Annotated in this window: 22 protein-coding genes and 1 pseudogene; 15 read left to right on the forward strand and 8 right to left on the reverse strand. The window is 61.2% G+C overall.

The genetic code is table 11. The annotated features are described in order from the left end of the window. The first annotated feature begins 171 nt into the window (after positions 1-171). Positions 172-1566 carry an FAD/NAD(P)-binding protein gene (locus FHX10_RS12095; protein ID WP_184389348.1) on the forward strand — a complete coding sequence of 465 codons (1395 nt, stop codon included), beginning with the start codon at positions 172-174 and terminating at the stop codon, positions 1564-1566. A gap of 140 nt (positions 1567-1706) precedes the next feature. After that, positions 1707-2399 (forward strand): GntR family transcriptional regulator, encoded by a 693-nt coding sequence (locus tag FHX10_RS12100; protein WP_063475853.1) that lies wholly within the window; start codon positions 1707-1709, stop codon positions 2397-2399. Between the two features lie 47 nt (positions 2400-2446). Here the strand turns inward: FHX10_RS12100 and FHX10_RS12105 are convergent, their stop codons facing one another. Beyond that, entirely contained in the window at positions 2447-2818 is a 372-nt protein-coding gene (locus tag FHX10_RS12105) for a hypothetical protein (protein WP_184389349.1), read from the reverse strand. Between the two features lie 48 nt (positions 2819-2866). Here FHX10_RS12105 and FHX10_RS12110 point away from each other — a divergent pair, with 48 nt between their 5' ends. From FHX10_RS12110 to FHX10_RS12165, 12 genes are all read left to right on the forward strand, one after another. Next, positions 2867-3202 carry a hypothetical protein gene (locus FHX10_RS12110; protein ID WP_143541495.1) on the forward strand — a complete coding sequence of 112 codons (336 nt, stop codon included), beginning with the start codon at positions 2867-2869 and terminating at the stop codon, positions 3200-3202. A 535-nt stretch (positions 3203-3737) separates the two neighbouring features. After that, complete coding sequence (locus FHX10_RS12115) at positions 3738-4340, forward strand: amino acid synthesis family protein (RefSeq protein ID WP_028759123.1); 603 nt, start codon at positions 3738-3740, stop codon at positions 4338-4340. A 14-nt stretch (positions 4341-4354) separates the two neighbouring features. Beyond that, the gene (locus FHX10_RS12120; protein ID WP_184389353.1) at positions 4355-5200 is read left to right on the forward strand and encodes an alpha/beta fold hydrolase; all 846 of its coding nucleotides are present in this window, start codon (positions 4355-4357) and stop codon (positions 5198-5200) included. Next, positions 5197-6132 (forward strand): flavin reductase family protein, encoded by a 936-nt coding sequence (locus FHX10_RS12125; protein ID WP_097542513.1) that lies wholly within the window; start codon positions 5197-5199, stop codon positions 6130-6132. The genes FHX10_RS12120 and FHX10_RS12125 overlap by 4 nt, the downstream gene beginning before the upstream one ends. Further along, positions 6129-7169 carry an LLM class flavin-dependent oxidoreductase gene (locus FHX10_RS12130; protein WP_028756784.1) on the forward strand — a complete coding sequence of 347 codons (1041 nt, stop codon included), beginning with the start codon at positions 6129-6131 and terminating at the stop codon, positions 7167-7169. The genes FHX10_RS12125 and FHX10_RS12130 overlap by 4 nt, the downstream gene beginning before the upstream one ends. Before the next feature lie 4 nt (positions 7170-7173). Beyond that, positions 7174-8637 (forward strand): aldehyde dehydrogenase, encoded by a 1464-nt coding sequence (locus tag FHX10_RS12135; protein ID WP_028756785.1) that lies wholly within the window; start codon positions 7174-7176, stop codon positions 8635-8637. A gap of 5 nt (positions 8638-8642) precedes the next feature. Then, on the forward strand, positions 8643-8966 hold the full coding sequence (locus FHX10_RS12140) for an NIPSNAP family protein (RefSeq protein WP_184389355.1): 324 nt from the start codon (positions 8643-8645) through the stop codon (positions 8964-8966). Between the two features lie 48 nt (positions 8967-9014). Then, positions 9015-10025, forward strand: a complete 1011-nt coding sequence (locus FHX10_RS12145; RefSeq protein WP_097595493.1) for an ABC transporter substrate-binding protein — start codon at positions 9015-9017, stop codon at positions 10023-10025. 113 nt (positions 10026-10138) lie between these two features. Further along, a complete protein-coding gene (locus FHX10_RS12150; RefSeq protein WP_097595492.1) occupies positions 10139-11011 on the forward strand; it encodes an ABC transporter permease in 873 nt (290 codons plus the stop codon). 1 nt (position 11012) lies between these two features. Next, complete coding sequence (locus FHX10_RS12155) at positions 11013-11813, forward strand: ABC transporter permease (RefSeq protein ID WP_047612339.1); 801 nt, start codon at positions 11013-11015, stop codon at positions 11811-11813. Continuing rightward, positions 11810-12889 carry an ABC transporter ATP-binding protein gene (locus FHX10_RS12160; protein WP_097595491.1) on the forward strand — a complete coding sequence of 360 codons (1080 nt, stop codon included), beginning with the start codon at positions 11810-11812 and terminating at the stop codon, positions 12887-12889. Before FHX10_RS12155 ends, FHX10_RS12160 begins: the two co-directional genes overlap by 4 nt. Positions 12890-12899: 10 nt before the next feature. Next, positions 12900-14354, forward strand: coding sequence for an NAD-dependent succinate-semialdehyde dehydrogenase (locus FHX10_RS12165; protein ID WP_097595490.1), 1455 nt, complete (start codon positions 12900-12902; stop codon positions 14352-14354). Between the two features lie 93 nt (positions 14355-14447). On the opposite strand, the gene FHX10_RS12170 is transcribed toward FHX10_RS12165, so the two are convergent. The 7 genes and pseudogenes from FHX10_RS12170 to FHX10_RS12200 form a co-directional block, all read right to left on the reverse strand. After that, positions 14448-14804 carry a RidA family protein gene (locus FHX10_RS12170; RefSeq protein ID WP_097595488.1) on the reverse strand — a complete coding sequence of 119 codons (357 nt, stop codon included), beginning with the start codon at positions 14802-14804 and terminating at the stop codon, positions 14448-14450. A 16-nt stretch (positions 14805-14820) separates the two neighbouring features. Beyond that, positions 14821-15406, reverse strand: a pseudogene (locus FHX10_RS12175) (ABC transporter permease); the annotation flags it as partial. A 121-nt stretch (positions 15407-15527) separates the two neighbouring features. Continuing rightward, complete coding sequence (locus FHX10_RS12180) at positions 15528-16505, reverse strand: ABC transporter ATP-binding protein (RefSeq protein ID WP_063475867.1); 978 nt, start codon at positions 16503-16505, stop codon at positions 15528-15530. A gap of 3 nt (positions 16506-16508) precedes the next feature. After that, the gene (locus FHX10_RS12185) at positions 16509-17336 is read right to left on the reverse strand and encodes a carbohydrate ABC transporter permease (RefSeq protein ID WP_047612366.1); all 828 of its coding nucleotides are present in this window, start codon (positions 17334-17336) and stop codon (positions 16509-16511) included. Then, complete coding sequence (locus tag FHX10_RS12190; protein ID WP_184389357.1) at positions 17333-18211, reverse strand: carbohydrate ABC transporter permease; 879 nt, start codon at positions 18209-18211, stop codon at positions 17333-17335. The genes FHX10_RS12185 and FHX10_RS12190 overlap by 4 nt, the downstream gene beginning before the upstream one ends. Before the next feature lie 66 nt (positions 18212-18277). Continuing rightward, entirely contained in the window at positions 18278-19561 is a 1284-nt protein-coding gene (locus tag FHX10_RS12195) for an ABC transporter substrate-binding protein (RefSeq protein ID WP_183902853.1), read from the reverse strand. 37 nt (positions 19562-19598) lie between these two features. Then, a complete protein-coding gene (locus FHX10_RS12200) occupies positions 19599-21920 on the reverse strand; it encodes an alpha-L-rhamnosidase (protein ID WP_184389359.1) in 2322 nt (773 codons plus the stop codon). Positions 21921-22063: 143 nt separating this feature from the next. On the opposite strand from FHX10_RS12200, the gene FHX10_RS12205 reads away from it, so the two are divergent. After that, positions 22064-23125, forward strand: a complete 1062-nt coding sequence (locus FHX10_RS12205; RefSeq protein ID WP_097595481.1) for a LacI family DNA-binding transcriptional regulator — start codon at positions 22064-22066, stop codon at positions 23123-23125. Positions 23126-23215 lie beyond the last annotated feature (90 nt).

Raw genomic sequence — 23215 nt, forward strand, 5'->3', positions numbered from 1 at the left:
TTCAGGGCCGCACGGCCCTTGATCTCACCCGCAAAAGGGTAATGGTTGGGAACGGGCTAGCGGGAGAAATAACAAACTATATTTATAGACGATAGAGATAATTGTTTCGTGATTCTGCCGCTTGTGCGATCCGTAAGGCACGGCGAGCGCCTCTCGAGGCGTGAATGAGAAATGTCTCGCCGGGCGTTGCGGAGCTTCAGGGAGAATGCGTTGATATACGATGTTATCGTGGTCGGTTCCGGTTTTTCAGCGATTGCCGTGACCTGCAATCTCATCGAGCAGCTTCCCGCCTCGGCGAAGGTCGCCGTCGTCGGCGACGATCCCGGTTTCGGCCGCGGGACGGCGTACCGAACGGAGCTCTATCTCCATCGCCTCAATGTTCCCGCCGGCCGCATGAGCCTGCTGCCGCATCAACCCGACGACTTTGTCGACTGGCTGAAACGTCATGGACGCCTGATGCAGGCAGGCGATTTCGCCTCGCGCAGCGATTACGGTCTTTATGTCCGCGACACACTTGCGCGGCTGCTTCGAAAGCGGGACGGTCGTTGCCGGGTCGATTTCATCAAGGCCAAGGCGGCCGGATGCGTGGAACGTTACAGCAGCACGCTGGCCTTCCATCTTGGTAATGGCGACGAGATTGCCGGCAGGAACGTGGTGCTTTGTCTCGGTGTCGGCAATGCCAGCCTTCCGGTCGATCCGGATGGCGTCCCGCCATCGCTGCGGTCGCGGATCATCGAGAACCCGTGGCGGCTTTCGTGGCTGAGGCGCGTTGCATCGTCCGATGCGGTGTGCATCCTCGGATCCGGTCTGACGATGATCGATCAGGTTCTGGCGCTACGCGCCCACGGCCATAGCGGCAGGATCGATGTGCTTTCGCGGCGCGGGCTCGCACCGCTCGGACATGCGAGGAAATTGCCGGCGCCATTGCCGATCGACGTCGAGGCGCTTCCGGATACGATCAGCGAGATATTGAAGAGCTTGCGGGGCAAGAGCAGGACGGTTGCCGACTGGCGAGGCGTGATGGACGGCCTGAGGCCCGCAACGCAGGCTCTCTGGCAACGGCTTTCCAGCAAGGAACGGTCGCGATTCCTCAGGCATGCGCTTCCCTGGTGGAATATCCATCGCCATCGGGTCGCGCCCGACGTGTTCGACAGGTTTGAGAAGCTGGTCTCGGACGGAATCGTTCGTTTCCACGCGGGTTTCCTGAAATCGCTCGGAGCCCAGGAGGGCAGGCTCCTTGCCAGCTACAGGGTGAGAGCAACGCCGCAGATCGCCGGGATCAATGCGGACTGGCTCGTCAACTGCACGGGAATGGAGCGCGCCGGGATCAGCCACTCACCGCTCCTGAAGGAGATGAGCCGGTTTCAATTGATCGTCCCCGATCCCCTTGGTCTCGGGATCCAGGTGAATGCCGCTTCCGAGGTGACAGCCCCGTCCGAGATCTCGCCGGCCCGACTTTTCGCAGTCGGCGCCCTGACGGCGGGACAATTCTGGGAGATCACCGCCGTTCCGGATATCCGGGTGCAAGCCAAGGCCGTGGCCGAGGAGATCGTTTCGAGAGGCTGAACCTTTCCGGGCGGCACGGCGCTTGTTGAATTGCCGGTCGCCGACAGCTACAGTATCTGGTACGCCATAATACGATTCTTGCATTCGGCTGCCGCTGGGGAATTTGAGCGTGCGAAGTCAGTCCAACACTGAGGTACAGAATGAGCGGTGCTCTGAAGGACGCCATTAGAGTCGAGCGTCCTGCAAAGACCTTGCGGGAATTGGCGCTCGACAAGGTCCGCGAGGCCATCGTCAACGGATATTTCCGTCCCGGAGATCGCCTTGTCGAGCGCGATCTCTGCGCCCAGCTCGGGGTCAGCCGAACAGTGGTGCGCGAGGTTCTGAGGCATCTCGAATCGGAAGGGCTTGTCGCCAATCTGCCGAACAAGGGGCCGATCGTCGCGCAGCTCGACATCGAGGAAGCCAAACAGATCTATGAGATCCGCGGCGCGCTTGAAGGCATGGCGGCGCGGCTATGCGCCGAGCGCCGCAGCCCCGAGATCGTCGCCGCGCTGGAAGAATCCCTGAGCGGGATTCGCAGCAGTTACCGCGACAACGATATGGCGGGTGTGCTGACCAACACCTCTTCCTTCTATCAAACACTGTTCACGATGGTCGACAGGCACGTTGCCTGGGGCGTCGTCAACCTCCTCACCGTGCGCATAAACCACTTGCGTTCGATGACGATCAAGACGGAGGGGCGCGGCATCGAAGGACCGGCACAGATGTCGAAGATCGTCGATGCCATCCGCCGCGGCGACGGCGAGGGGGCTTACCGGGCGGCGATGGATCACGTCGCCGCTGCGAGCGCGATCGCCGAAGCGGTACTGTCCGCCAAGAAGCCGGCCGAATAGGCGAGGCGCAGGCCGCTGCGGTATTGCGGCATATTGCGAGGGTGGCCTCATCCCTGTTCGAGGAATTGCGCGATCTTCTCCCATTCTTGCTCGATATGGCGTCGACGCATCACCCGTTTCAGCCATGACAGAAGACGAAAACGTCGCCGCGACAGCGATTGGAGCATGATGGTTTGGACATCGTTCTCGCTCCAACCGGCCCATTCTCCTGCAACGGAGCAGAGGTTTGATGCAAATGCCGGGGCCACCTCGTCCTCCAGGATGGATCGTAGTTCCGGAAGGGAGTATCCGGATAAGTCGAGCGCCTTGGCGATCCGGCGATAGTCCTTTGCCTGCAATTCGCTGTCGAGGAACACCTCCGACATCGCGTGCCAAACCGGCAACCTTCTCTGCACATCGAACAAGGCAATTTGCGTCAAAGTGCAGGCACCCCCTGCGAGCTTGCAAGGCGTGCGAGCAGACCGGCTTTGACGCTCTCCGACGCAAAGCTCGCTTCGAGCGATGCGCCACGTTCAGGACGCATGTGGATTTCCGCTTTCGGCAATGTGCGGAAGGAGATAGATCGACGACACGGCTTTTTCCCTCTCCTGACCCGCGGTCATAATCCTTCTGGGAAACATACGCATTCACTGCGCAAGGGCGCGCATTTATCCAAAATTGCCTGTCTTCAGGCGGTAGACGGTGAAGTCCAAAAAGGCGGGGAGCACAATGCCGAAGATCACGACCTGACGGATCATCCGCATGCGTTTTTCTTGTGGCGACAAGCTCATTCCCCGGGCGAGAAAATGATCAAAGCTCGATAGGCGCCCGCAGACAAATGCGTCAAGCCGTATCAAGGTCCCTTTGCGGAGCATGGACGTTGAGCGAGCAGCCGCACGGAACTGAATCCACATACCGGCCGAATGCAGACGGCATTCGCCATGATGACCCCGTGCAATTCACGACAATTCATACTCCGCGCTTGACACTCAACTTTGCTCAATGTGATGGTATGCCATAATAAATAATATATGAGGCGGTATCATAGGAACTGGGATGGTTGTGGCGTCCGGCTTCGTTGCGCCTGCGGGCCGCCGCGGGGCCCCTGGCGGTTCACCACAGGCTGAAAGAAGGAAAGTGCTTCCGGAGCGTCGAATGCGCACGCGTGCCGACGTCGAGATTCCAGAGCCGGCCAACATTGGCAGCAGCTGATCTGCGGCGATCGCGTTCAGCGGACAAGCCTTTGTTTTTGAATGAGTATCTTGGGAGGATTGTCTAAGTCCGCGTCTTCGCGGGAACGAACTTGACACGCATATATTATGGTATACCATAATACGAAACTGAGAAATGAGGTGTTCGGTGGCCATTCAAATTCGCAAGACGGGACTGCAGATCGAGACGACGTTGATCGAGGGCGGCAAGGCCGCGGCGGTTCCGCTGAAGCTGTTTACCGCCTTCGCGGTCGTGAAGAATCCCTGGGCGGGCCGTGGCTTCGTCGATGACCTCAAGCCTGAAATCCATGCAGGCGCTCCGGTGCTCGGCGAGTTGCTGACCAAGATGATCATCGATGCGGTCGGCTCCGGTGAGGCCGTCGAAGCATATGGAAAGTCCGCGGTCGTCGGCCTAGACGGCGAGATCGAACACGGATCGGCGCTCATCCATACGCTGCGCTTCGGCAATTTCTATCGCCAAGCCGTCGGCGCCAAGTCCTATCTCGCCTTCTGCAACACACGCGGTCCTGCCAACGCGCCGATCATGATCCCGCTGATGGACAAGAACGATGAGGGTCGCCGCTCGCACTACCTGACCATCCAGACGTCGATCCCCGACGCGCCTGCCGCCGACGAGATCGTCGTGGCCCTCGGTGCTTCGATAGGCGGACGCCCCCATCACCGCATCGGCGACCGCTACCAAGATCTGAAGGACCTGGGGCAGGACGTTGCCAATCCTGCGGGCGTTTGAGGGAGCGCTTTGAGATGCTGACAGCCGGATCGACCACAGGCACCGCTGTAGCAACGAACGCCGCCGGTGCCTTGCCCCGAAATAAGACGGCAAGCGGCACGGCCTATCACGAGGCCGGCAGTGGTGAGCCGCTGGTTCTCATTCACGGCGTCGGCATGCGGCTCGAGGCCTGGGCTCCGCAGATCGCATTTCTGTCTGCGGACCATCGCGTCATCGCCGTCGACATGCCGGGACACGGTGAGAGCGCAAAGCTGCCGGCAGGCAGTCGGCTCGAGGAATTCGTCGCCTGGTTCGGCCGCTTTCTCGACGAGATGGCGATCGACGCGGCAAATGTTGCCGGGCACTCGATGGGCGCATTGGTATCGGGAGGGGCGGCAGCGACCTTTGGCAAGCGTATCAGCCGTGTCGCATACCTCAATGGCGTCTACAGGCGCGACCCTGAAGCCAAGGCTGCCGTCTTGGCGCGGGCTGCGGCCATTCCGGTGGCGGGCGTCGACAAGGAAGGGCCTCTGGCCCGCTGGTTCGGCGATGATGCGGACAGCATCGTTGCGCGTGAATTGACACGAAAGTGGCTGAACCTCGTTGATCCCCAGGGCTATGCCGTCGCTTACGCTGCCTTTGCGGGCGGAGACGAGACCTACGCCGATGGCTGGAAGGATGTGGCCGGTCCGGCCCTGTTCCTGACGGGGTCCGATGATCCGAATTCGACACCCCTGATGGCGACGCAAATGGCAGAGCTTGCGCCGCAGGGCTACGTCCGTATCGTCGAAGGTCATCGTCACATGGTGAACCTGACCGCGCCTGATATCGTCAATTCGCTGCTCGCTGAGTGGCTGTCGTTCGGGGAGGATGAACGATGACAATCCAGACTGTCGACCCAAGGGCATTGCGAGATGCATTCGGCGCTTTTCCCACAGGCGTGACCGTCGTCACCGCCTGCGACGGGGATGGAAATCCGATCGGCTTCACGGCGAACTCCTTCACCTCGGTCTCGCTCAATCCACCTCTGCTGCTCGTCTGCCTTGCCAAGACGTCGCGCAATTTCGCCATCATGACCGGAGCGCCGCATTTTGCCATCAACGTGCTTTCGGAAACGCAGAAAGACGTGTCGAACACTTTTGCGCGCCCGGTCGAAGACAGGTTTGCGGCGGTCGAGTGGGCGAGGGGATCGGCAGGCTGCCCGATATTCTCGAATGTGGCGGCCTGGTTCGAATGCGCCATGGAACAGGTCATCGAGGCCGGCGACCACGTCATTTTGATGGGACGCATCGAAGCTTTCGACAATAGCGGCCGCAACGGTCTCGGCTATGCGCGCGGCGGTTATTTCACGCCGACGCTGGCAAGCAAGGCGGTTTCCGCGGCAAGCGAAGGCAATATCGAACTGGCCGCCGTCGTCGAGCGCCGCGGAGAGGTACTGCTGCTCGGCGAGGATGTGCTCTCCCTGCCAAGCGTCGACGCCTATGATGGCAACCCGACCGAGGCGTTGCAAACATACCTGGAGTCGCTCACCGGGCTGAAGGTCAGCATCGGCTTTCTCTATTCGGTCTATGAGGGCAAGAGCGACGGCAAGCAGCACATCGTCTATCACGCCGTTGCCGGCGAGGGCGAGCCTGCCGGCGGCAGGTTCGTAAAACCTGACGCCTTGGTTGCGGCAAAGTTCAAGACCAGTTCGACCGCCGATATCGTCAACCGTTTTGCGATGGAAAGCTCGATCGGCAATTTCGGCGTCTATTTCGGCGACGAGACCGGCGGCACCGTTCATCCCATTCCAGCCAAGGGCGCAAAATCATGAAGTTCTCCCTCTTCGTCCATATGGAACGGCTCGACGCCAGCCAGAGCCACAAAAGCCTCTATGAGGAATTCGTCGCGCTCTGCGAGATTGCCGACAAGGGCGGCATGCATGCGATCTGGACGGGCGAGCACCATGGCATGGATTTCACCATTGCGCCCAACCCGTTCGTGACCATTGCCGATCTGGCGCGCCGCACATCGCGGGCACGGCTTGGGACGGGGACGGTGATCGCCCCCTTCTGGCACCCGATCAAGCTAGCCGGCGAGGCCGCCATGGCCGACATCATCTGCGACGGAAGGCTCGATATCGGTATCGCGCGCGGGGCCTATTCCTTCGAATATGAACGTCTGCTGCCCGGTCTCGATGCCTGGGGCGCCGGCCAGCGCATGCGCGAGCTTATTCCGGCGGTCAAGGGCATATGGGCCGGCGACTATGCCCATGACGGGGAGTTCTTCAAGTTTCCCTCGACCACCTCGGCGCCGAAGCCGCTGCAGCAGCCGAACCCGCCCATCTGGGTTGCGGCGCGCGATCCGAACTCGCATGAATTTGCCGTTGCCAACGGCTGCAACGTTCAGGTGACGCCGCTCTGGCAGGGCGACGACGAGGTCCAGTCGTTGATGGAGCGCTTCAACGACGCCTGCGCCAAGAATCCCGATGTCGAGCGGCCGAAGATCATGCTGCTGCGCCATACCTATGTCGGCTCGTCAGAGGACGATGTCGCCCAGGCCGCCCATGAACTCAGCGTCTACTACAATTATTTCTTCGCCTGGTTCAAGAATGAGAAGCCGGTTACCCAGGGCCTGATTGAACGGATTCCGGACGAACAGATCAGAGCAAACGAGATGCTCTCGGATCAGGTCATGCGCACCAACAATGTGGTTGGCGACGCTGAGACCGTCATCGCCAGGCTCAAGGCGTATGAAGCGCTCGGCTATGACGAATATTCCTTCTGGATCGACACCGGCATGAGCTTCGAGCGCAAGAAGGCGTCGCTCGAACGCTTCATCACCGAGGTCATGCCGGCATTTCAGGAGTAAGACCATGCGGCGTTTCCAGCACTATATCGACGGCGAATTCTCCGATGGCGAGGCCAGCTATCCGAGCATCGATCCCGCCTCTGGCGCGGTCTGGGCTGAGATGCCCGAAGCGCGCGAAGGTGATGTCGATCTGGCTGTCAACGCGGCCGACAGGGCGCTTTACGAAGGCCCCTGGCCGAAAATGACGGCCACGCAACGCGGCAAGCTGCTTTACAGGCTGGCCGATCTGGTCGCCGCCAACGCACAGGTCCTCGCGGAGCTGGAGACGCGCGACACCGGCAAGATCATCCGCGAAACATCGGCGCAGATCGCTTATGTCGCCGAATACTACCGCTATTATGCCGGCATATCAGACAAGATCGAAGGCGCCTATCTGCCGATCGACAAGCCTGACATGGATGTCTGGCTTCGCCGTGAGCCGATCGGCGTCGTTGCGATGGTCGTGCCGTGGAACAGCCAGCTTTTCCTGTCGGCGGTCAAGATCGGCCCGGCGCTGGCGGCCGGCTGCACCATGGTGGTCAAGGCCTCCGAAGACGGGCCGGCGCCGCTTCTCGAATTTGCGCGGCTCGTGCACGAGGCAGGTTTTCCCGCAGGCGTCGTCAACATCATCACCGGTTTCGGCGCCTCCTGCGGTGCGGCCCTCGGGCGGCACCCTAAGGTCGCGCATGTCGCCTTCACCGGCGGTCCTGAAACCGCCCGGCACGTCGTTCGCAACTCGGCCGAAAACCTCGCTTCCACCTCGCTTGAACTTGGCGGCAAGTCACCCTTCATCGTCTTTGCCGATGCGGACCTCGAAAGTGCCGCCAACGCCCAGGTCGCGGGCATCTTTGCGGCAACGGGGCAGAGCTGCGTTGCCGGATCGCGCCTCATCGTCGAGCGCAGCGTCAAGGACAAGTTCGTCGCCCTGCTGCGCGAGAAGGCGGAGGCGATCCGCATCGGTGCGCCGCTCGATATGGCGACCGAAGTCGGCCCGCTTGCCACCAAGCGCCAGCAGGACCATATCGGCGCGCTCGTCGCCAGGTCGATCGAAAGCGGCGCCCGCCTTGTCACGGGCGGCAGCAAGATCGACGGTGCAGGCTATTATTTCCCGCCGACGATCCTCGACTGCGACGATGTCGCCTCGCCCTCGCTGATCGAGGAATTCTTCGGGCCGGTCTTGTCCGTCGTGTCGTTCGAGACCGAGGCCGAGGCGCTGCGCCTTGCCAACGATACCCGTTATGGGCTGGCCTCCGGCGTCTTCACCCAGAATCTCACCCGGGCGCACCGACTGATGAAGGGGATCCGCGCCGGGATCGTCTGGGTCAACACCTACCGCGCCGTATCGCCGATCGCGCCGTTCGGCGGTTTCGGCCTGTCGGGCCATGGCAGGGAAGGCGGCATGGCCGCAGTGCTCGATTATACCCGCACCAAGACGATCTGGCTCAGGACATCGGACGATCCAATCCCCGATCCATTCGTGATGAGGTAGCGCCGATGTTTTACGAAATCCGGACCTATCGGCTGAAGAACGGCACGATCCCGCAATATCTCAAGGTCGTCGAGGAAGAGGGGATCGAGATCCAGAAGGGCCATCTCGGCACGCTCGTCGGCTACTTCTTTTCGGAGATAGGGACGATCAACGAGATCGTCCACATCTGGGCCTTTGCCAGCCTGGACGACCGGGAGGCGCGGCGCCAGAGGCTTATGGCCGATCCCCGGTGGCGGGCCTTCCTGCCCAAGATCCGCGATCTGATCGAAGTGGCGGAAAACAAGATTATGAAGCCAGCTAACTTTTCTCCCAGGAGCGAGGCGCACTGACGGCATAAGGCATACCCGTAGGACAAACCAGAACAAGGATAAGGGAACATGAAAACAACATTTGCTTTCGCGGCGGTTGCCGCATTCGTGGCTGTGTCCGTGCCGGCGCACGCCGACAACATGGTCTTCTCCAGCTGGGGAGGAACGACCCAGGACGCGCAGAAGGCGGCATGGGCAAGCCCGTTCACTGAGAAGACCGGCATCACCGTCGTGCAGGATGGACCGACCGACTACGGCAAGCTCAAGGCGATGGTCGAGGCCGGTGAGGTCACCTGGGACGTCGTCGACGTCGAAGGCGACTATGCCGCCCAGGCCGGCAAGAACGGCCAGCTTGAGAAGCTCGATTTCTCCGTCATCGACAAATCCAAGCTCGATCCGCGCTTCGTCACCGACTATTCGGTCGGCAGCTTCTATTATTCCTTCGTGATCGGCTGCAATGCCGACGCCGTCAGCGCCTGCCCGAAGACCTGGGCCGATCTGTTCGACACCGCCAAGTTTCCGGGCAAGCGTACATTCTACAAATGGTCGGCTCCCGGTGTAATCGAAGCGGCGCTGCTTGCCGACGGCGTGCCTGCCGACAAGCTTTATCCGCTTGATCTCGATCGTGCCTTCAAGAAGCTCGATACGATCAAATCCGATATCATCTGGTGGTCGGGCGGCGCGCAGTCGCAGCAGCTTCTGGCATCCGCCGAGGCTCCCTTCGGCAGTGTCTGGAATGGCCGCATGACCGCACTTGCTGCGACCGGCATCAAGGTTGAGACGTCCTGGGAACAGAACATCACCGCTGCCGATGCGCTCGTCGTGCCGAAGGGTTCGCCGAATGTCGAAGCCGCGATGAAGTTCATTGCCCTGGCGACCGCGGCCAAACCGCAGGCCGCCCTGGCGAAGGCCACCGGATATGCGCCGATCAACGTCGACTCGGCCAAACTGATGGATCCGGAGACGGCCAAGACCCTGCCGGACCAGCAGACGGCAAGCCAGGTCAATGCCGATATGAACTACTGGGCTGAGAACCGCGATGCCATCGGCGAGAAGTGGTACGCTTGGCAGGCGAAATAGCCTGGAAGATGAGATGAACGGGCACGGCGAATGTTCGCCGTGCCTCCCGCAGCGTCAGTGCCCGTTTGTCAGGCCTCGGCGCCTGTGGAAACTGACGGGTGGGAAGGACTGTCATGTCGACGTATAGCGATGCCTCCGCTGCAATAGCGCCCTTGCCAAAGGTGCGCAGGCCAACAGGTTTCGGCGGGGTCGTTCCGGCGCTCGCCTTCGTGGGGATCTTTTTCATCGCACCGGTGGCGGTGCTCCTGTTGCGAAGCGTGCTGGAACCCGTGCCGGGCCTTGGAAACTATGCGCAGCTGATCGGCTCCGCGACCTATCTCAAGATTTTCGCCAACACCTTCATCGTCTCGGGTCTGGTCACGGTGATCTCGCTGCTGATCGGATTCCCGGTGGCCTGGGCGCTGGCCATCATGCCCGGGCGCCTGGCGTCGGTGATCTTTGCCATCCTGCTCCTGTCGATGTGGACCAACCTGCTGGCCCGCACCTATGCCTGGATGGTGCTTTTGCAGCGGACGGGCCTCATCAACAAGATGCTGATCGGAATGGGCCTGATCGACAAGCCCCTGGCACTCGTCAACAACCTGACCGGCGTCACGATCGGCATGACCTATATCATGCTGCCCTTCGTCATCCTGCCGCTCTACGGCGTGATCAAGAAGATCGATCCGTCGACCCTGCAGGCGGCCGCCCTTTGCGGCGCCAACCGGTGGCAATGCCTGACCCTTGTCCTGCTGCCCCTGGCGATGCCCGGCATGGCGGCCGGCGCCCTCATGGTCTTCGTCATGTCGCTTGGTTATTTCGTCACGCCGTCGCTTCTTGGCGGCACCGCCAACATGATGCTCGCGGAACTGATCGCGCAATTCGTGCAGTCGCTGGTCAACTGGGGCATGGGCGGTGCCGCGGCGCTGGTTCTCCTCGTGGTGACCCTGTCGCTTTATGCCGTGCAACTGCGCTTCTTCGGCAACCAGAACCCGGGAGGGCGCTGACATGCTGCTCAATTTCGACCGCCTCGGCTGGTGGAAATATATCCTGCTGACGATAACGCTTCTGACCGCGGCTTTCCTGCTGCTGCCGATCGTCTTTATCGCGGCGCTCTCCTTCGGCTCCTCCCAGTGGCTGATCTTCCCGCCGCCCGGCTGGACATTTCAATGGTACGGCGAGCTCTTTGCCGATCCGCGCTGGCTGGAATCCGCTTTGACGAGCTTCAAGATCGCGGTCATCGTCACCATCCTGTCGGTGCTGCTCGGGCTTGTGACCTCCTTCGGGCTGGTGCGCGGTTCGTTCCTGTTCCGCGACGCGCTGAAAGCACTGTTCCTGACGCCGATGATCCTTCCCGTCGTGGTCCTTGCGGTTGCCCTCTATGCCTTCTTTCTGAGGATCGGCCTGGGCGGCACCTTGGCGGGCTTCGTCATTTCGCACCTCGTTCTGGCGCTGCCCTTCTCGATCCTCTCCATATCAAGTGCGCTGGAGGGCTTCGACAAGTCGATCGAGGATGCGGCGGTTCTCTGCGGCGCCTCGCCTCTGGAAGCAAAGATCAGGGTCACCCTGCCGGCGATCAGCCATGGGTTGTTTTCGGCTGCCGTCTTCTCGTTCCTGACATCCTGGGATGAGGTGGTGGTGGCGATCTTCATGTCCAGTCCGACCCTGCAGACGCTGCCGGTGAAGGTATGGGCGACGCTGCGGCAAGATCTGACGCCTGTAGTCGCCGCCGCGTCGACCCTTCTCATCCTTTTGACGATCATCTTGATGGCGCTTGTTGCCGTCGTGCGTAAGGTACTGAAACAATGAAAGAACCATTCCTTCAGATCCGCGGAATACGCAAGGAATACGGCCCTGTCGTCGCCGTGCACGACGTCAATCTCGACGTCCGGCGCGGGGAGTTCCTGACCTTTCTCGGACCGTCCGGATCCGGCAAGAGCACGACCCTCTACATCCTGGCCGGCTTTGAAAATCCGACGAAAGGCGACATCACGCTGGAGGGCAAGACCCTGCTGGCCACGCCGTCGCACAAGCGCAACATCGGCATGGTGTTCCAGCGCTACACCCTGTTTCCGCATCTGACGGTGGGGGAAAACATCGCCTTCCCGCTGAAGGTCCGGCGCAAGTCCAAGGCCGAGGTCGACAGCAAGGTGAAGGAGATGCTGCGCCTCGTTCGGCTCGAAGGCTTCGAGGATCGGAAGCCCGCGCAAATGTCCGGCGGCCAGCAACAGCGCGTCGCCCTTGCCAGGGCCCTCGCCTATGATCCGCCGGTGCTTCTGATGGACGAGCCGCTATCGGCGCTCGACAAGAAGCTGCGCGAGGAAATCCAGCATGAGATCCGCCGGATCCACCAGCAGACCGAAGTGACGATCCTCTATGTCACGCACGACCAGGAGGAGGCGCTGCGGCTCTCCGACCGCATCGCCGTCTTTTCCAAGGGCGTCATCGACCAGATCGGGACCGGCCCCGAACTCTATGCCAATCCCAAGACCCGCTTCGTTGCCGAATTCATCGGCGACAGCGACTTCATTTCGTGCGACCTGGTGTCATCTTCCGACGGACAAGCCACCATTACCCTGGGCGGCGGGACCATCTTCAATCAAATTCCGGTGCATGGAAAAGGGACCTCCGGTGCAAGGGCAGCCCTGATGCTGAGGCCCGAGCGCATTCGATTGTCGCGCGCCCGGGCGGCCGGCGCGGGTCTTGCCGCGACGGTCAGCGACATTACCTTTCTCGGCAACAATATCCACGTCTCGACCAAAACGGCGGCAGGCGAGGCGCTTTCGGTCCGCTTGCCGTTCGGTCATGAGGCTATTGCCGGGCTCAGCCGTGGAGATATAGTCCATCTGGATTTCGATCCCGGCGCCGCTCACGTATTCTGTTGAAAGTTGTCCTATGAAGCTCAATGATCCCTCGCTGTTCCGCCAGGCATGCCCCATCGCCGATCGCTGGATCGAAGCCGAAGGCCGCAAGGCGGCGACGGTCCGCAATCCGGCGACGCGCGAGCCGCTGGGGGTGGTCCCAGACCTTGGTGCGGCGGAAACGGAAGACGCGATCCGCGCCGCCGTCATTGCCCAGAAGCTTTGGGCGAAGAAGACCGCCGGGGAGCGCGCCAACGTTCTCAAGGCATGGCACCGCCTGATGATCGAAAACCGCGACGATCTGGCGATGATCCTGACGCTGGAGCAGGGAAAACCCCTTGCCGAGGCCAAGGGCGAAATCACCTATGGTGCGAGCTTCATCGAATGGTTCGCCGAAGAGGCACGGCGAATCAACGGCGAGACCATCCCAGGGCATCAGCCGGACAAGCGGATCCTGGTGCTGCGCCAGCCCGCGGGCGTGGTGGCGGCGATCACGCCCTGGAATTTTCCGAACGCGATGATCACCCGCAAGATCGGTCCCGCGCTTGCCGCCGGCTGTGCCGTCGTCCTCAAGCCGGCGCTGCAGACGCCATTCTCCGCCATTGCAATCGCGGTTCTTGCGGAGCGTGCCGGCCTGCCGCCGGGGCTGCTCAACATCGTGACCGGTGACGCAGCCGCCATTGGCGGTGCGCTGACATCAAGCCGTGACATCAGAGTGCTGACATTCACCGGCTCCACCCGGACGGGCGAACTGCTTTACCGGCAATGCGCGCCGACGATCAAAAAGCTCGGCCTCGAGCTTGGCGGCAATGCCCCCTTCATCGTCTTCGACGATGCCGATCTCGACGCTGCCGTCGAAGGCGCGCTCATCGCCAAGTTCCGCAACAACGGCCAGACATGTGTCTGCGCCAATCGGCTTTATGTCCAGGACGGCGTCTATGAGGCTTTTGCCGCCAAGCTTGCCAAGGCGGTTTCGGGCTTGAAGGTCGGCAATGGTCTGGAGCGCGACGTCGTGCTCGGCCCGCTGATCGACGACAATGCCGTTGCCAAGGTCGAAAGCCATATCAGCGACGCCGTTGCAAAGGGTGCCGGGATCGTCTTAGGCGGCAAGCGCCACGCGCTCGGCGGCCATTTCTTCGAGCCGACGATCCTGCGCGATGTCGCTGCCGGCATGCAGGTCGCCCGCGAGGAAACCTTCGGGCCGCTTGCCCCGCTGTTTCGTTTCCGCGACGAAGAGGACGTCATCGAACAGGCAAATGACACCGAGTTCGGACTGGCCTCCTATTTTTACGCGCGCGATCTGTCGCGGGTATTTCGCGTAGCCGAAGCGCTCGAATATGGCATGGTCGGCGTCAATACCGGTCTCGTCTCCACCGCCGAAGCGCCGTTCGGCGGCGTGAAGATGTCGGGCCTCGGCCGCGAAGGGTCAAGGCACGGGTTGGACGAATATACCGAGCTTAAATACGTATGCCTCGGTGGCATTGCCTAAATTGGCCGGGACCAGAATGCCTGTCGTCAGCATCGACTGTATGTCACATCGGAGCCGCTTGCGGATGTGACGGCTGGGTCGAGGCACGGACTGTCAATTGCCAGTCGCTGCGATAATGCCGATCTCCACGGCGAATTCCGGCCCGGCGAGCCTCGCTTCCACCGTCGCGCGCGCCGGCGCATCACCTGGGGGCATCCAGGCGTCCCAGACGATGTTCATCTCTTCGAACTCGGAGATATCAGCAAGCCAGATGGTTGCGCTGAGGATCCGCGTCGGATTGCTGCCCACGCTTTCTAGAAGCCGCGTGATCCGCGCCAGGATGTTGGTGGTCTGCTCGCGGACGGACGTGCCTGGTGCGTCGATGGCGACCTGGCCTGCGAGGAAGACGAAGCCGCCATAGGTCACGGCCTGGCTCATCCGCTTTCCGGTTTCGTAGCGTTCGATCTGCATGTCCAACCCCCTTGAATTAATCTCTATGCGCAGTCTTCTGTCGTTTGGCGCGGCGCTGCAGCCATTGGATCGTAACGAGGAATAGTGTCGAAAACACAATGAGGAGCGTGGCGACGGCGGCGATCGTCGGGCTCAGCGTTTCCCGTACGCCGCTCCACATCTGGCGCGGCAGCGTGCGTTCTTCGGAACCGGCGATGAAGAGTGCAATCACCACTTCGTCGAACGACGTGACGAAGGCGAAGAGGGCGCCGGACGCCACCCTCGGCGCAATGATGGGCAGCATGATGCGCAAGGTCGCTTCAACCGGGGCGGCGCCGAGGCTGGATGCCGCCCGCATCAGATTGTGATCGAAGCTTGCGAGTGTCGCGGTCACGGTGATCACCACGAAGGGTGCACCGATCGCCGTATGCGCCAGCACCAACCCGGTCAGGCTGTTGAGCAACCGACGGCGGCGAAGGCATAATAGATGCCGACGCCGAAACGATGACCGGCACGATCATCGGTGAAATCAGAATGGCGGTCAGCGTTGCCCGCGCCGGGCAGGATGGCCGGCTGAGGCCGATGGTGGCAAGCGTGCCGAGGAAGGTCGACAGAAGCATGGCTTGGCGGCGAGACCTTTGTTTCTTTCGACAAGTAGGCGTCGCCTGACACTCCACAGACTTTTCAGTGCGATGTTGGCCGGGGCCTTTTCGTCTGGTGCGGAATTGGATCGGGCAGCGCGCCTCAGAATCGATGCTCCGCTCCCTCGACTGGATTTGCCCAGACCGTCATGCCCGGCGTAAACGGCGTCTCGCCTTCGGCGCGCACGACCATCTCGCCGAGTTCGGGGACCTCGAGGTAGAGGATCGCGTCGGCGCCGAGCCGCTCCAAATGCCGGATCCTGCCCTGCCATTGTCCGGCGCCTTCGGACAGCCTGATATGTTCGGGACGGATGCCGTAGGTCGTGCAGTTCAATCGCCGTGCCGTCTCGCCGCCGTATAGGTTCATCTTCGGGCTGCCGATGAAGCCGGCGACGAAGGGTGTCGCGGGGTTACGGTAGAGCTCCATCGGACTGCCGATCTGTTCGACCACCCCGCCATTCAGGACGACGATCTTGTCTGCCATCGTCATGGCTTCGACCTGGTCGTGGGTGACATAGATCATCGTCGATTTCAGCCGGGCGTGCAGATCTGATATTTCGAGGCGCATCTGGGCTCGGAGCGAAGCGTCGAGATTGGAGAGCGGCTCGTCGAACAGGAAGACCTTGGGATCGCGGATGATTGCCCGGCCGATGGCGACGCGCTGCCTCTGGCCGCCGGAGAGGGCTTTCGGTTTTCTCTCCAAGAGCTGGGTGAGTTGCAGCGTTTCCGCCGTCGCCGCGACCTTGGCGGCGATTTCCGCCTTCGGGCGGCGGGCGAGTGAAAGGCCGAAGCCGATATTTTCGGCGACGGTCATATGCGGGTAGAGCGCGTAGCTCTGGAACACCATGGCAATGCCGCGCTCGGAGGGCTCGGCATAGGTGACGTCCTTGCCGCCGATGGTCAGCGTGCCTGAGGTCGTGTCTTCCAGGCCGGCGATGATGCGCAGCAGCGTTGACTTCCCGCATCCTGACGGACCGACGAACACCACGAACTCCCCGGAGGCAACCTCGAGATCGACCCCTTTGATGACTTCGAGGGCGCCGAAGCTCTTGCGAACCTGTTTCAGAGTGAGCTCAGCCATTTGCTACCCCTTTACGCCGCCGGCCGTCATACCCGCGACGATCTGCCGGTTGAAGAAGATGAAGACGATCAGCGGCGGGATCGTCACGAGGAGGATGTTCATGAAGAGCAGGTTGTACTGGCTCGTATACATGCTCTGGAAATTATAGAGCGTCAGCTGCACCGTGACGTTCTCCTTGCCGGGAAGGTAGTAGAGCGGATTGGTGAAATCGTTGAAGATCGCGATTGACTGCACGACGACATTGGTCACGGTCACCGGTTTCAGCAGCGGCAGGACCACTCTGAAAAAAATCTGCCGGGGTTTGGCGCCGTCGATCAGCGCCGCCTCATCGAGATCGCGCGGTATGGTCGAGATGAATGACCGATAAAGCAAAATCGAAAAGGAGAGATTATAGGCGACCTGGATCAGGATCATCCCGGTCATGGTCTTGAACAGGCCGATATCCTGCAACAGGCCGATGGTGGGCACGACCGCCGGCGGCATCATCAGGCCCATGAAGAGGGCAATGGAGGCCACCCTGTTCCAGACGGTCTTGCGGCGCTGCATGACATATCCGACCATCGCCGACAGCAGGATCAGGATGGTGACCGAGACGACCGTGATCAGGGTGGAGTTGAAATAGGCAAGCGCAAGCTGATAGTCGCGGGCCTTGAAGACGGCCACCAGATTATCCCAGAACAGCCAATGCTCGGGCAATTCGAAATCGAGCCGGGACGCTTCGGATTTCGATTTGACCGCCTGGAGAGCGACGAAGACGAACGGCATGACGAAGATGATCGCCGCCACCGCAAGGGCTATCGCGCCGGTCACATAAGGGCGGACGTTTCTCATTCCCCGACCTCGCGCCGGTTGAACCACAAGGTGAAGGGCAGGATGATTGCCGCGATCAGCGCAAACAGGATGACGTTTCCGGCCGTCGACAGGCCATAGAAACCCGCCTGGTATTGCTTGTAGATGACCGAGGCGATCACGTCGGAGGAGAAACCGGGCCCGCCGCGGGTCATGGCCCAGATCAGATCGAAGGAACGGAGCCCGCCGATCAGCGACAATGTCACGACGATGACGGTGGCCGGACGCACGAGCGGCAGAGTGATCCGGGAAAATTGCTGGAGACGCGTGGCGCCGTCAATTCTCGCCGCCTCGTAATAATCGGGGCTGATTGCGGCAAGACCGGCGATGAAGATCAGGGTGGCGAGGCCGACACCCTTCCAGACATCGACCAGAGCCACCGAAAAAAGCGCGAGCGCCGGATTGGTGAGCCATCCAGGTCCCGGAATGCCGAGCGTCTCGAGCGTGACATTGATGATGCCCTTGGTCGGATGCATCATCACCGTGAAGGTGATGCCAATGCCGATCGTCGAGACCAGGACGGGGAAGAAGACCAGCGTGCGCAGGAAACCGCGGGCGAAGATATTGCTGGTTAGCAGCACGCCCAGCAGCAGTCCGCAGACCGTCTTCAGGCCGGAGGTCGTCACGGCGTAGATCAGCGTGTTGACGAGCCCTTTGACCAGGAATGGTTCGGAAAGGAACTGCTGAAAGTTTTCAAGCCCGATGAATTCGGCCGTCGAAAGATCCCAGCGCGTCAGGCTGAACCAGAGAGACGATATCGTCGGAAACAGAAACAGCACGCCGTAGATGATGGCGGCGGGAATGAAAAACCAGAGCGGGTAGGGCGACTTGCGCGAGCGGCGGCGTGTCTCGGTCATCTCAATCTCTTCGATCGGGTGGAGCCTCGCTCCGTCAGGAGCGAGGATAACTGGCCCGAAAGACCGCTACCAGTTGGGCAGGCCGAGCTGCTTGGCCTGCTTGCGGACATCGTCGTCGTAGAGTTTCGTTGCCTCGGCGGGCTGGCGAATGCCGGAGCCGACCTCGACGGTGATCTGCTCGAGAGCCGGTCCCTTGATCGGCGAAACGAATTCCAGCGCCGGCGTCGTCTTGTCCTTGGCCTCGAAATAGGGGAGCATGTCCTTGATCGCAGGCGGTACGCTAGCTGGCAGGTCGCAGCCGTCGATCAGGGAAGGCCCCTGAACGGCGTTGGTTTCCACCATGATCTTGCAGGCCTCGACGCTTCCCGCGAAATCGACGAATTTCCGTGCTTCCTCGGCGTGCTGGCTGGTCACCGGAATGTAAAGGGCTGGCGGCATCCAGACCGTCAAGCCGTTGGTCGCAGCGTCGTCGCTCGGCTGCGCGAAAAAGCCGACATCGTTGAGGTTGTCCGGATAATTCTGTTTGAGGGCGCCGACCGCGAAGCTCAGCATCGGATAATGCGCCGCCTCGCCGGTTGCGACCATTCTCAGGCCATCGTCGTAGCTTGCCGCGCCAAAATCTTCGTTCATCAGACCGGCGTCGTGAACGTCCTTCAGACGTTCGAAGCCCTTCAGGGCCGCAGGCGTCTCGGCGTATTTTGCCTTGTTGGCGGTATAGTCTGCGGCGAAGTTCGGCACGGCCGCATGCAGGTTGTAATAGTCAGCCAGAACGAACAGCTGCGAGGTCCAGGTGTCGCGATAGGTCTGCGCCACGGCGACCTTTCCGGCAGCTTTGACCTTCGCGTTGTTCGCCATGAAGTCGGCCCATGTCTTCGGGACGGAGAGGCCGAGGTCCTGGTAGATTTTCCTGTTGTAGAGGATCCCGCCTGCCATCGCCGTGCCGAAGGGAACGCCATAGAGCTTGCCATCGGCACGCACGACCGCTTTGAAACTTTCGTCGACCTTCGCTTGCGACGACAGGCCGCTCAGATCGACAAGCGTCTGCGTCGGTTTCAGCGCCTGTAAGAGCGAACCGGAATTGTAGAGAAACACATCGGACATCTCGCCGGTCGCCAGCCGCGTCTTGATGATGTTGTCGCCTTCGCCGCCACCGGCCCGCGGCTCGATTTCGATCGTCACGTCGGGTGCCTTTGCCTGATAGGCGGCAACCAGTGCCTCGGCCGCCGCGACTGTGTCCGGGTTATTGTCGATCAGGAATGACAGCGTGACTTCCGCATGCGACGGACCGGCCGCGACCAATGCCAAAAGCGCGGACGTGCCGGCAAGAATGAGCTTTATCCGATGTGTCATGACGTTCCTCCTCTGAACGGTGTGACGTGTATGCTCCTCAAGATTCGGGTAGGGAAAAGACCAGTCTGTGTGTTCCGGCGGGAAGAACGGCTTCCTCGGCCACAGGCGCTCCATTGAGCGACGGGTTTTGATGTCGCTTTCCGGGCCGGAAACGACCGATGCAGCCTTCCGGAAGCGTCAGCACATAGGTGACTTCGTTGCCGTCGCACTGCCAGCCAACCTCGATGCGCCCTTGGCTCACGTCATGATGGGCTGAAACCGGCGAAAGGGACGGAATCGGTGCGGGATCGACGATCACCTCGGCGAATCCCGGTGCGCGCGGGCTCGGCGAAATCCCGGCGACGCTTTCGAACAGCCATTGGCAGACGGCGCCATAGGCATAGTGGTTGTAGCTGTTCATGTCGGGTTCGTAGATGGTGCCGTCGGGCGCCATGGAATCCCAGCGCTCCCAGATCGTCGTCGCTCCCTTCGAGACCTGATAGAGCCAGCCCGGTACATCTTCCTGCAGGAAGACCTTTTCGGCCAGATCGTCCATCCCAAGCTTCGTCAGCGCCGGCAGCAGGGCAGGCGTGCCGATGAAGCCGGTGCCGATCTTGTAGTCGGCATCGATGATCACCTGCCGGAAATGCTGCTGCGCGGCTTGCTTGTGCTCGGCCGGTATCAACTCGTGGAGGAAGGCGAGCGCATAGGACGTCTGGTCGTTATGCGCGAGCCGTCCCGATGGCGTGATGAATTCGTTGGTGAATGCCCGCCGGATCTCGTCGGCGCGGCTTTTCATTCGCTCTTCAAGCGCATGCTCGCCGAGCGTGGCTGCGATCCTTGCCAGAAGGTCGGTCGAGATGAAGTGGTAGAGCGTCGCCGCGCAATCGTCGGCGATCGTCGGGCGAGGCTTCCGGTTGTCGCCGACCGGCTGCAGCCAGTCGCCGAAGGTGAAGCCGCGGGCACCCCAATGCGACGGCGGGCGCACCAGCGGACCGTCCGAGATCGACCAGACGAAATCGACCCAACGCACCATCGAATCCAGGCATTCCGCCAGGACTGCCCGGTCGCCGTAATGGGTATAGAGTACCCAGGGGATGACGACAATCGCGTCGCCCCAGCCGGTCGAGCCGGCATAGCCCGGGAAATCGGCCGGATGCAGACGTGTCGGATCCGGCGAAAAGTGTGAGACGGCGCCGTCCTCGCGCTGGTCGGCCATCACGTCGCGCAGATATTTCCTCAGGAAGGATTGGCTGTCGCTCAGCCAGCAAGCGGTTGCGGCAAATACCTGGGCGTCGCCCGTCCAGCCCAAACGTTCGTCGCGCTGCGGGCAATCGGTGGGTACTTCGACGAAATTGGCGCGCTGCGACCAGATGGTATTCTCGACGAGGCGATTGACCAGCGCATTGCCCGACGTGAAACCGCCGGCCGGATCGGGGACCGACGAGATCGGGACGGATGCGATCGACAGGATCTTTGCGACGCCTGTGATGGTCACCCGGGCATAACGGAAACCATGGAAGGTGAAATGCGGCGCGTAGGTTTCGTCGCCGTCGCCACGTAGCGTGTAGACGGTATGGGCGGCCGCCGTGCGATAGTTGCGATTGTCGAAATGACGGTCGGGGCCGAGAACCTCCGAATGCTCCACCCGAATTTCGGCACCGGCGGTTCCGCGGACCGTATATCTGGCATAGCCGCCGACATTCTGGCCGAAATCGTAGACGGTCCTGCCGTTATCGTCGGTCCAGCTGTCAACCGGGGTGAGTGGCCGCAACTCGCGCACTGCAGCCGTTTCATGCGCGACAAGCAGCGCCCTGTCGAAGTCCAGCTTCTCGGTGCCATGGGTCTCGGCGTAATTTTCCTGGCGGGCATCATAGATTTCGCCGAAGTAGATCCCGGACTTCAGGATCGGCAGAAGACCGCTTCGCCATGTGGTGTCGGTGGAAAGAAGGTCGCCATCCGGTCCGAGCAGATCGGCGATGGCGCCGATCCTGTTGCCCCAGCAATTCGGGATCGCCTGGGCGCCCCACATCAAAGGCGACCGATACCATCCGTCGGCAAGCCAGATTTCGATGCGGTTCTGGCCCGGCTTGAGCAGATTCGAGACATCATATCGCTGATAGGCAAGGCGATCGTCGTAGTTGGTCCAGCCGGGTGTCAACAGGTCGTCGCCGACGCGAACGCCGTTGATGAAGCAGCGGTAGAGGCCAAGTGCGGAGATAAAGAGCTCGACGGGAAGCTTGGCGCCATCATGTTCAAAAGTCTTGGAGACGAAGCTTGCGGCCGTTCCCTGACCGCTATCCGATAGTGGCGCGATCATATCCCCGGACCAGGCACGCAAAACGAGGTTGCCGCTGATGGCTGCCGGCTGAAAGTTCATCAAGTCCTCCCGACGAGTTGTAGAACGTTCTCCATATAACGTTCTACATTTTCTTCGGAAGCGCAATAGAATTTTCGTTGCCAGTCTGTCATGGTGGTTCTGCGGGCGATGTTGGCGGCCCGCAGCCGCAAGTCAGAGATTTCATGTCAGTCGAAGAAAAACAAAAGCCGCAACGAAACGATCGCGTGACGATCCGGACCGTAGCAGCTCATGCAGGCGTATCGGTCGCAGCGGTTTCCAAGGTGATGCGAAATGCCTACGGCGTCAGTGACGCACTGCGCGCAAGGGTGATGGATGCCATCGAGGCCCTCGCATATCGCCCCTCGCGGGCGGCGCGCGGGCTGCGCGGCCGGAGTTTCACCATCGGTGTGCTCCTGATCGACATCCGCAATCCCTTTCTTCCGGAGGTGATTGCCGGCGTCAACGGGGTGCTGGCGCCCTCGCACTATCAGGCGATGATCGGCGTCAGCGATGCGCGTGTGCAACTGGAAACGTCGTTGATCGAGTCGATGATCGACTACAAGATGGATGGCCTTATCCTCGTTGCGCCGCGGTTGCCCTCGGAGATCCTCGCTAAATTCGCAGTCCAGATACCGATCGTCGCGGTCGGTTACCACGATGCCAGCGCCACGGCTTTCGATACCGTCAATGCAGACGATCAGCGCGGTGCGGAGATCGCCGTGGAAGCGCTTCTGGCCTGCGGCTATCGCGACGTCGAAATGCTGAGCCTTGGCGAGCGCCAAGGGCACGCGGTCTCCGTCGTGCGCCAGCGTGAGATCGGGTTCCGCCGGGCCATGCAGCGTGGCGGGCTCGGCTCCTCGCCAGCGATCGGTAAAATTCCCATTGCTTCGCCAAAGCGGGAAGAGGCGATGCGAAAATTCCTATCGCGGAAAGACAGGCCGCGCGCCGTATTCTGCTGGAGCGATCTCGACGCGATCACCCTTCTGAGCCTGGCGATGGAATTGGGTGTGCGCGTGCCCGAAGATCTCGCCGTCATCGGATACGACAACTCGTCTACGGCAGCCCTCGGTCTCGTCAACCTCGCAAGCATCGACCAGTCGGGCAGGGAACTCGGTCAGATCGCAACGCGAACCCTCATTTCCAGAATAGAAGGCCGCACAGCTGCCGAGCATATTTTCCAGATACCGTCGCTCGTCAGCCGAAACAGCCTGATCCGTTCCGGAAACTCCAAGAACACGAGATAGGAACGAAAGCCAGAAGGTCTGCCGCGGCCGGGCGACAACGGGCTCTCGCCCGAAAAGTAGCGAGAATGGAAAGACCGGCAACCGCTTGTC

The sequence above is a fragment of the Rhizobium sp. BK591 genome, assembly GCF_014195045.1.
Lineage (GTDB): Bacteria > Pseudomonadota > Alphaproteobacteria > Rhizobiales > Rhizobiaceae > Rhizobium > Rhizobium anhuiense.

Excerpts from the sequence above, each read along its gene's own strand:
- FHX10_RS12100 (WP_063475853.1), top strand. The coding sequence starts at position 1,707 with ATGAGCGGTGCTCTGAAGGACGCCATTAGAGTCGAGCGTCCTGCAAAG.
- FHX10_RS12140 (WP_184389355.1), top strand. The coding sequence starts at position 8,643 with ATGTTTTACGAAATCCGGACCTATCGGCTGAAGAACGGCACGATCCCG.
- FHX10_RS12150 (WP_097595492.1), top strand. The coding sequence starts at position 10,139 with ATGTCGACGTATAGCGATGCCTCCGCTGCAATAGCGCCCTTGCCAAAG.
- FHX10_RS12095 (WP_184389348.1), top strand. The coding sequence starts at position 172 with ATGTCTCGCCGGGCGTTGCGGAGCTTCAGGGAGAATGCGTTGATATAC.
- FHX10_RS12190 (WP_184389357.1), bottom strand. The coding sequence starts at position 18,211 with ATGACCGAGACACGCCGCCGCTCGCGCAAGTCGCCCTACCCGCTCTGG.
- FHX10_RS12125 (WP_097542513.1), top strand. The coding sequence starts at position 5,197 with ATGACAATCCAGACTGTCGACCCAAGGGCATTGCGAGATGCATTCGGC.
- FHX10_RS12165 (WP_097595490.1), top strand. The coding sequence starts at position 12,900 with ATGAAGCTCAATGATCCCTCGCTGTTCCGCCAGGCATGCCCCATCGCC.
- FHX10_RS12200 (WP_184389359.1), bottom strand. The coding sequence starts at position 21,920 with ATGAACTTTCAGCCGGCAGCCATCAGCGGCAACCTCGTTTTGCGTGCC.
- FHX10_RS12170 (WP_097595488.1), bottom strand. The coding sequence starts at position 14,804 with ATGCAGATCGAACGCTACGAAACCGGAAAGCGGATGAGCCAGGCCGTG.
- FHX10_RS12120 (WP_184389353.1), top strand. The coding sequence starts at position 4,355 with ATGCTGACAGCCGGATCGACCACAGGCACCGCTGTAGCAACGAACGCC.
- FHX10_RS12185 (WP_047612366.1), bottom strand. The coding sequence starts at position 17,336 with ATGAGAAACGTCCGCCCTTATGTGACCGGCGCGATAGCCCTTGCGGTG.
- FHX10_RS12180 (WP_063475867.1), bottom strand. The coding sequence starts at position 16,505 with ATGGCTGAGCTCACTCTGAAACAGGTTCGCAAGAGCTTCGGCGCCCTC.
- FHX10_RS12135 (WP_028756785.1), top strand. The coding sequence starts at position 7,174 with ATGCGGCGTTTCCAGCACTATATCGACGGCGAATTCTCCGATGGCGAG.
- FHX10_RS12160 (WP_097595491.1), top strand. The coding sequence starts at position 11,810 with ATGAAAGAACCATTCCTTCAGATCCGCGGAATACGCAAGGAATACGGC.
- FHX10_RS12145 (WP_097595493.1), top strand. The coding sequence starts at position 9,015 with ATGAAAACAACATTTGCTTTCGCGGCGGTTGCCGCATTCGTGGCTGTG.
- FHX10_RS12130 (WP_028756784.1), top strand. The coding sequence starts at position 6,129 with ATGAAGTTCTCCCTCTTCGTCCATATGGAACGGCTCGACGCCAGCCAG.
- FHX10_RS12205 (WP_097595481.1), top strand. The coding sequence starts at position 22,064 with ATGTCAGTCGAAGAAAAACAAAAGCCGCAACGAAACGATCGCGTGACG.
- FHX10_RS12155 (WP_047612339.1), top strand. The coding sequence starts at position 11,013 with ATGCTGCTCAATTTCGACCGCCTCGGCTGGTGGAAATATATCCTGCTG.
- FHX10_RS12195 (WP_183902853.1), bottom strand. The coding sequence starts at position 19,561 with ATGACACATCGGATAAAGCTCATTCTTGCCGGCACGTCCGCGCTTTTG.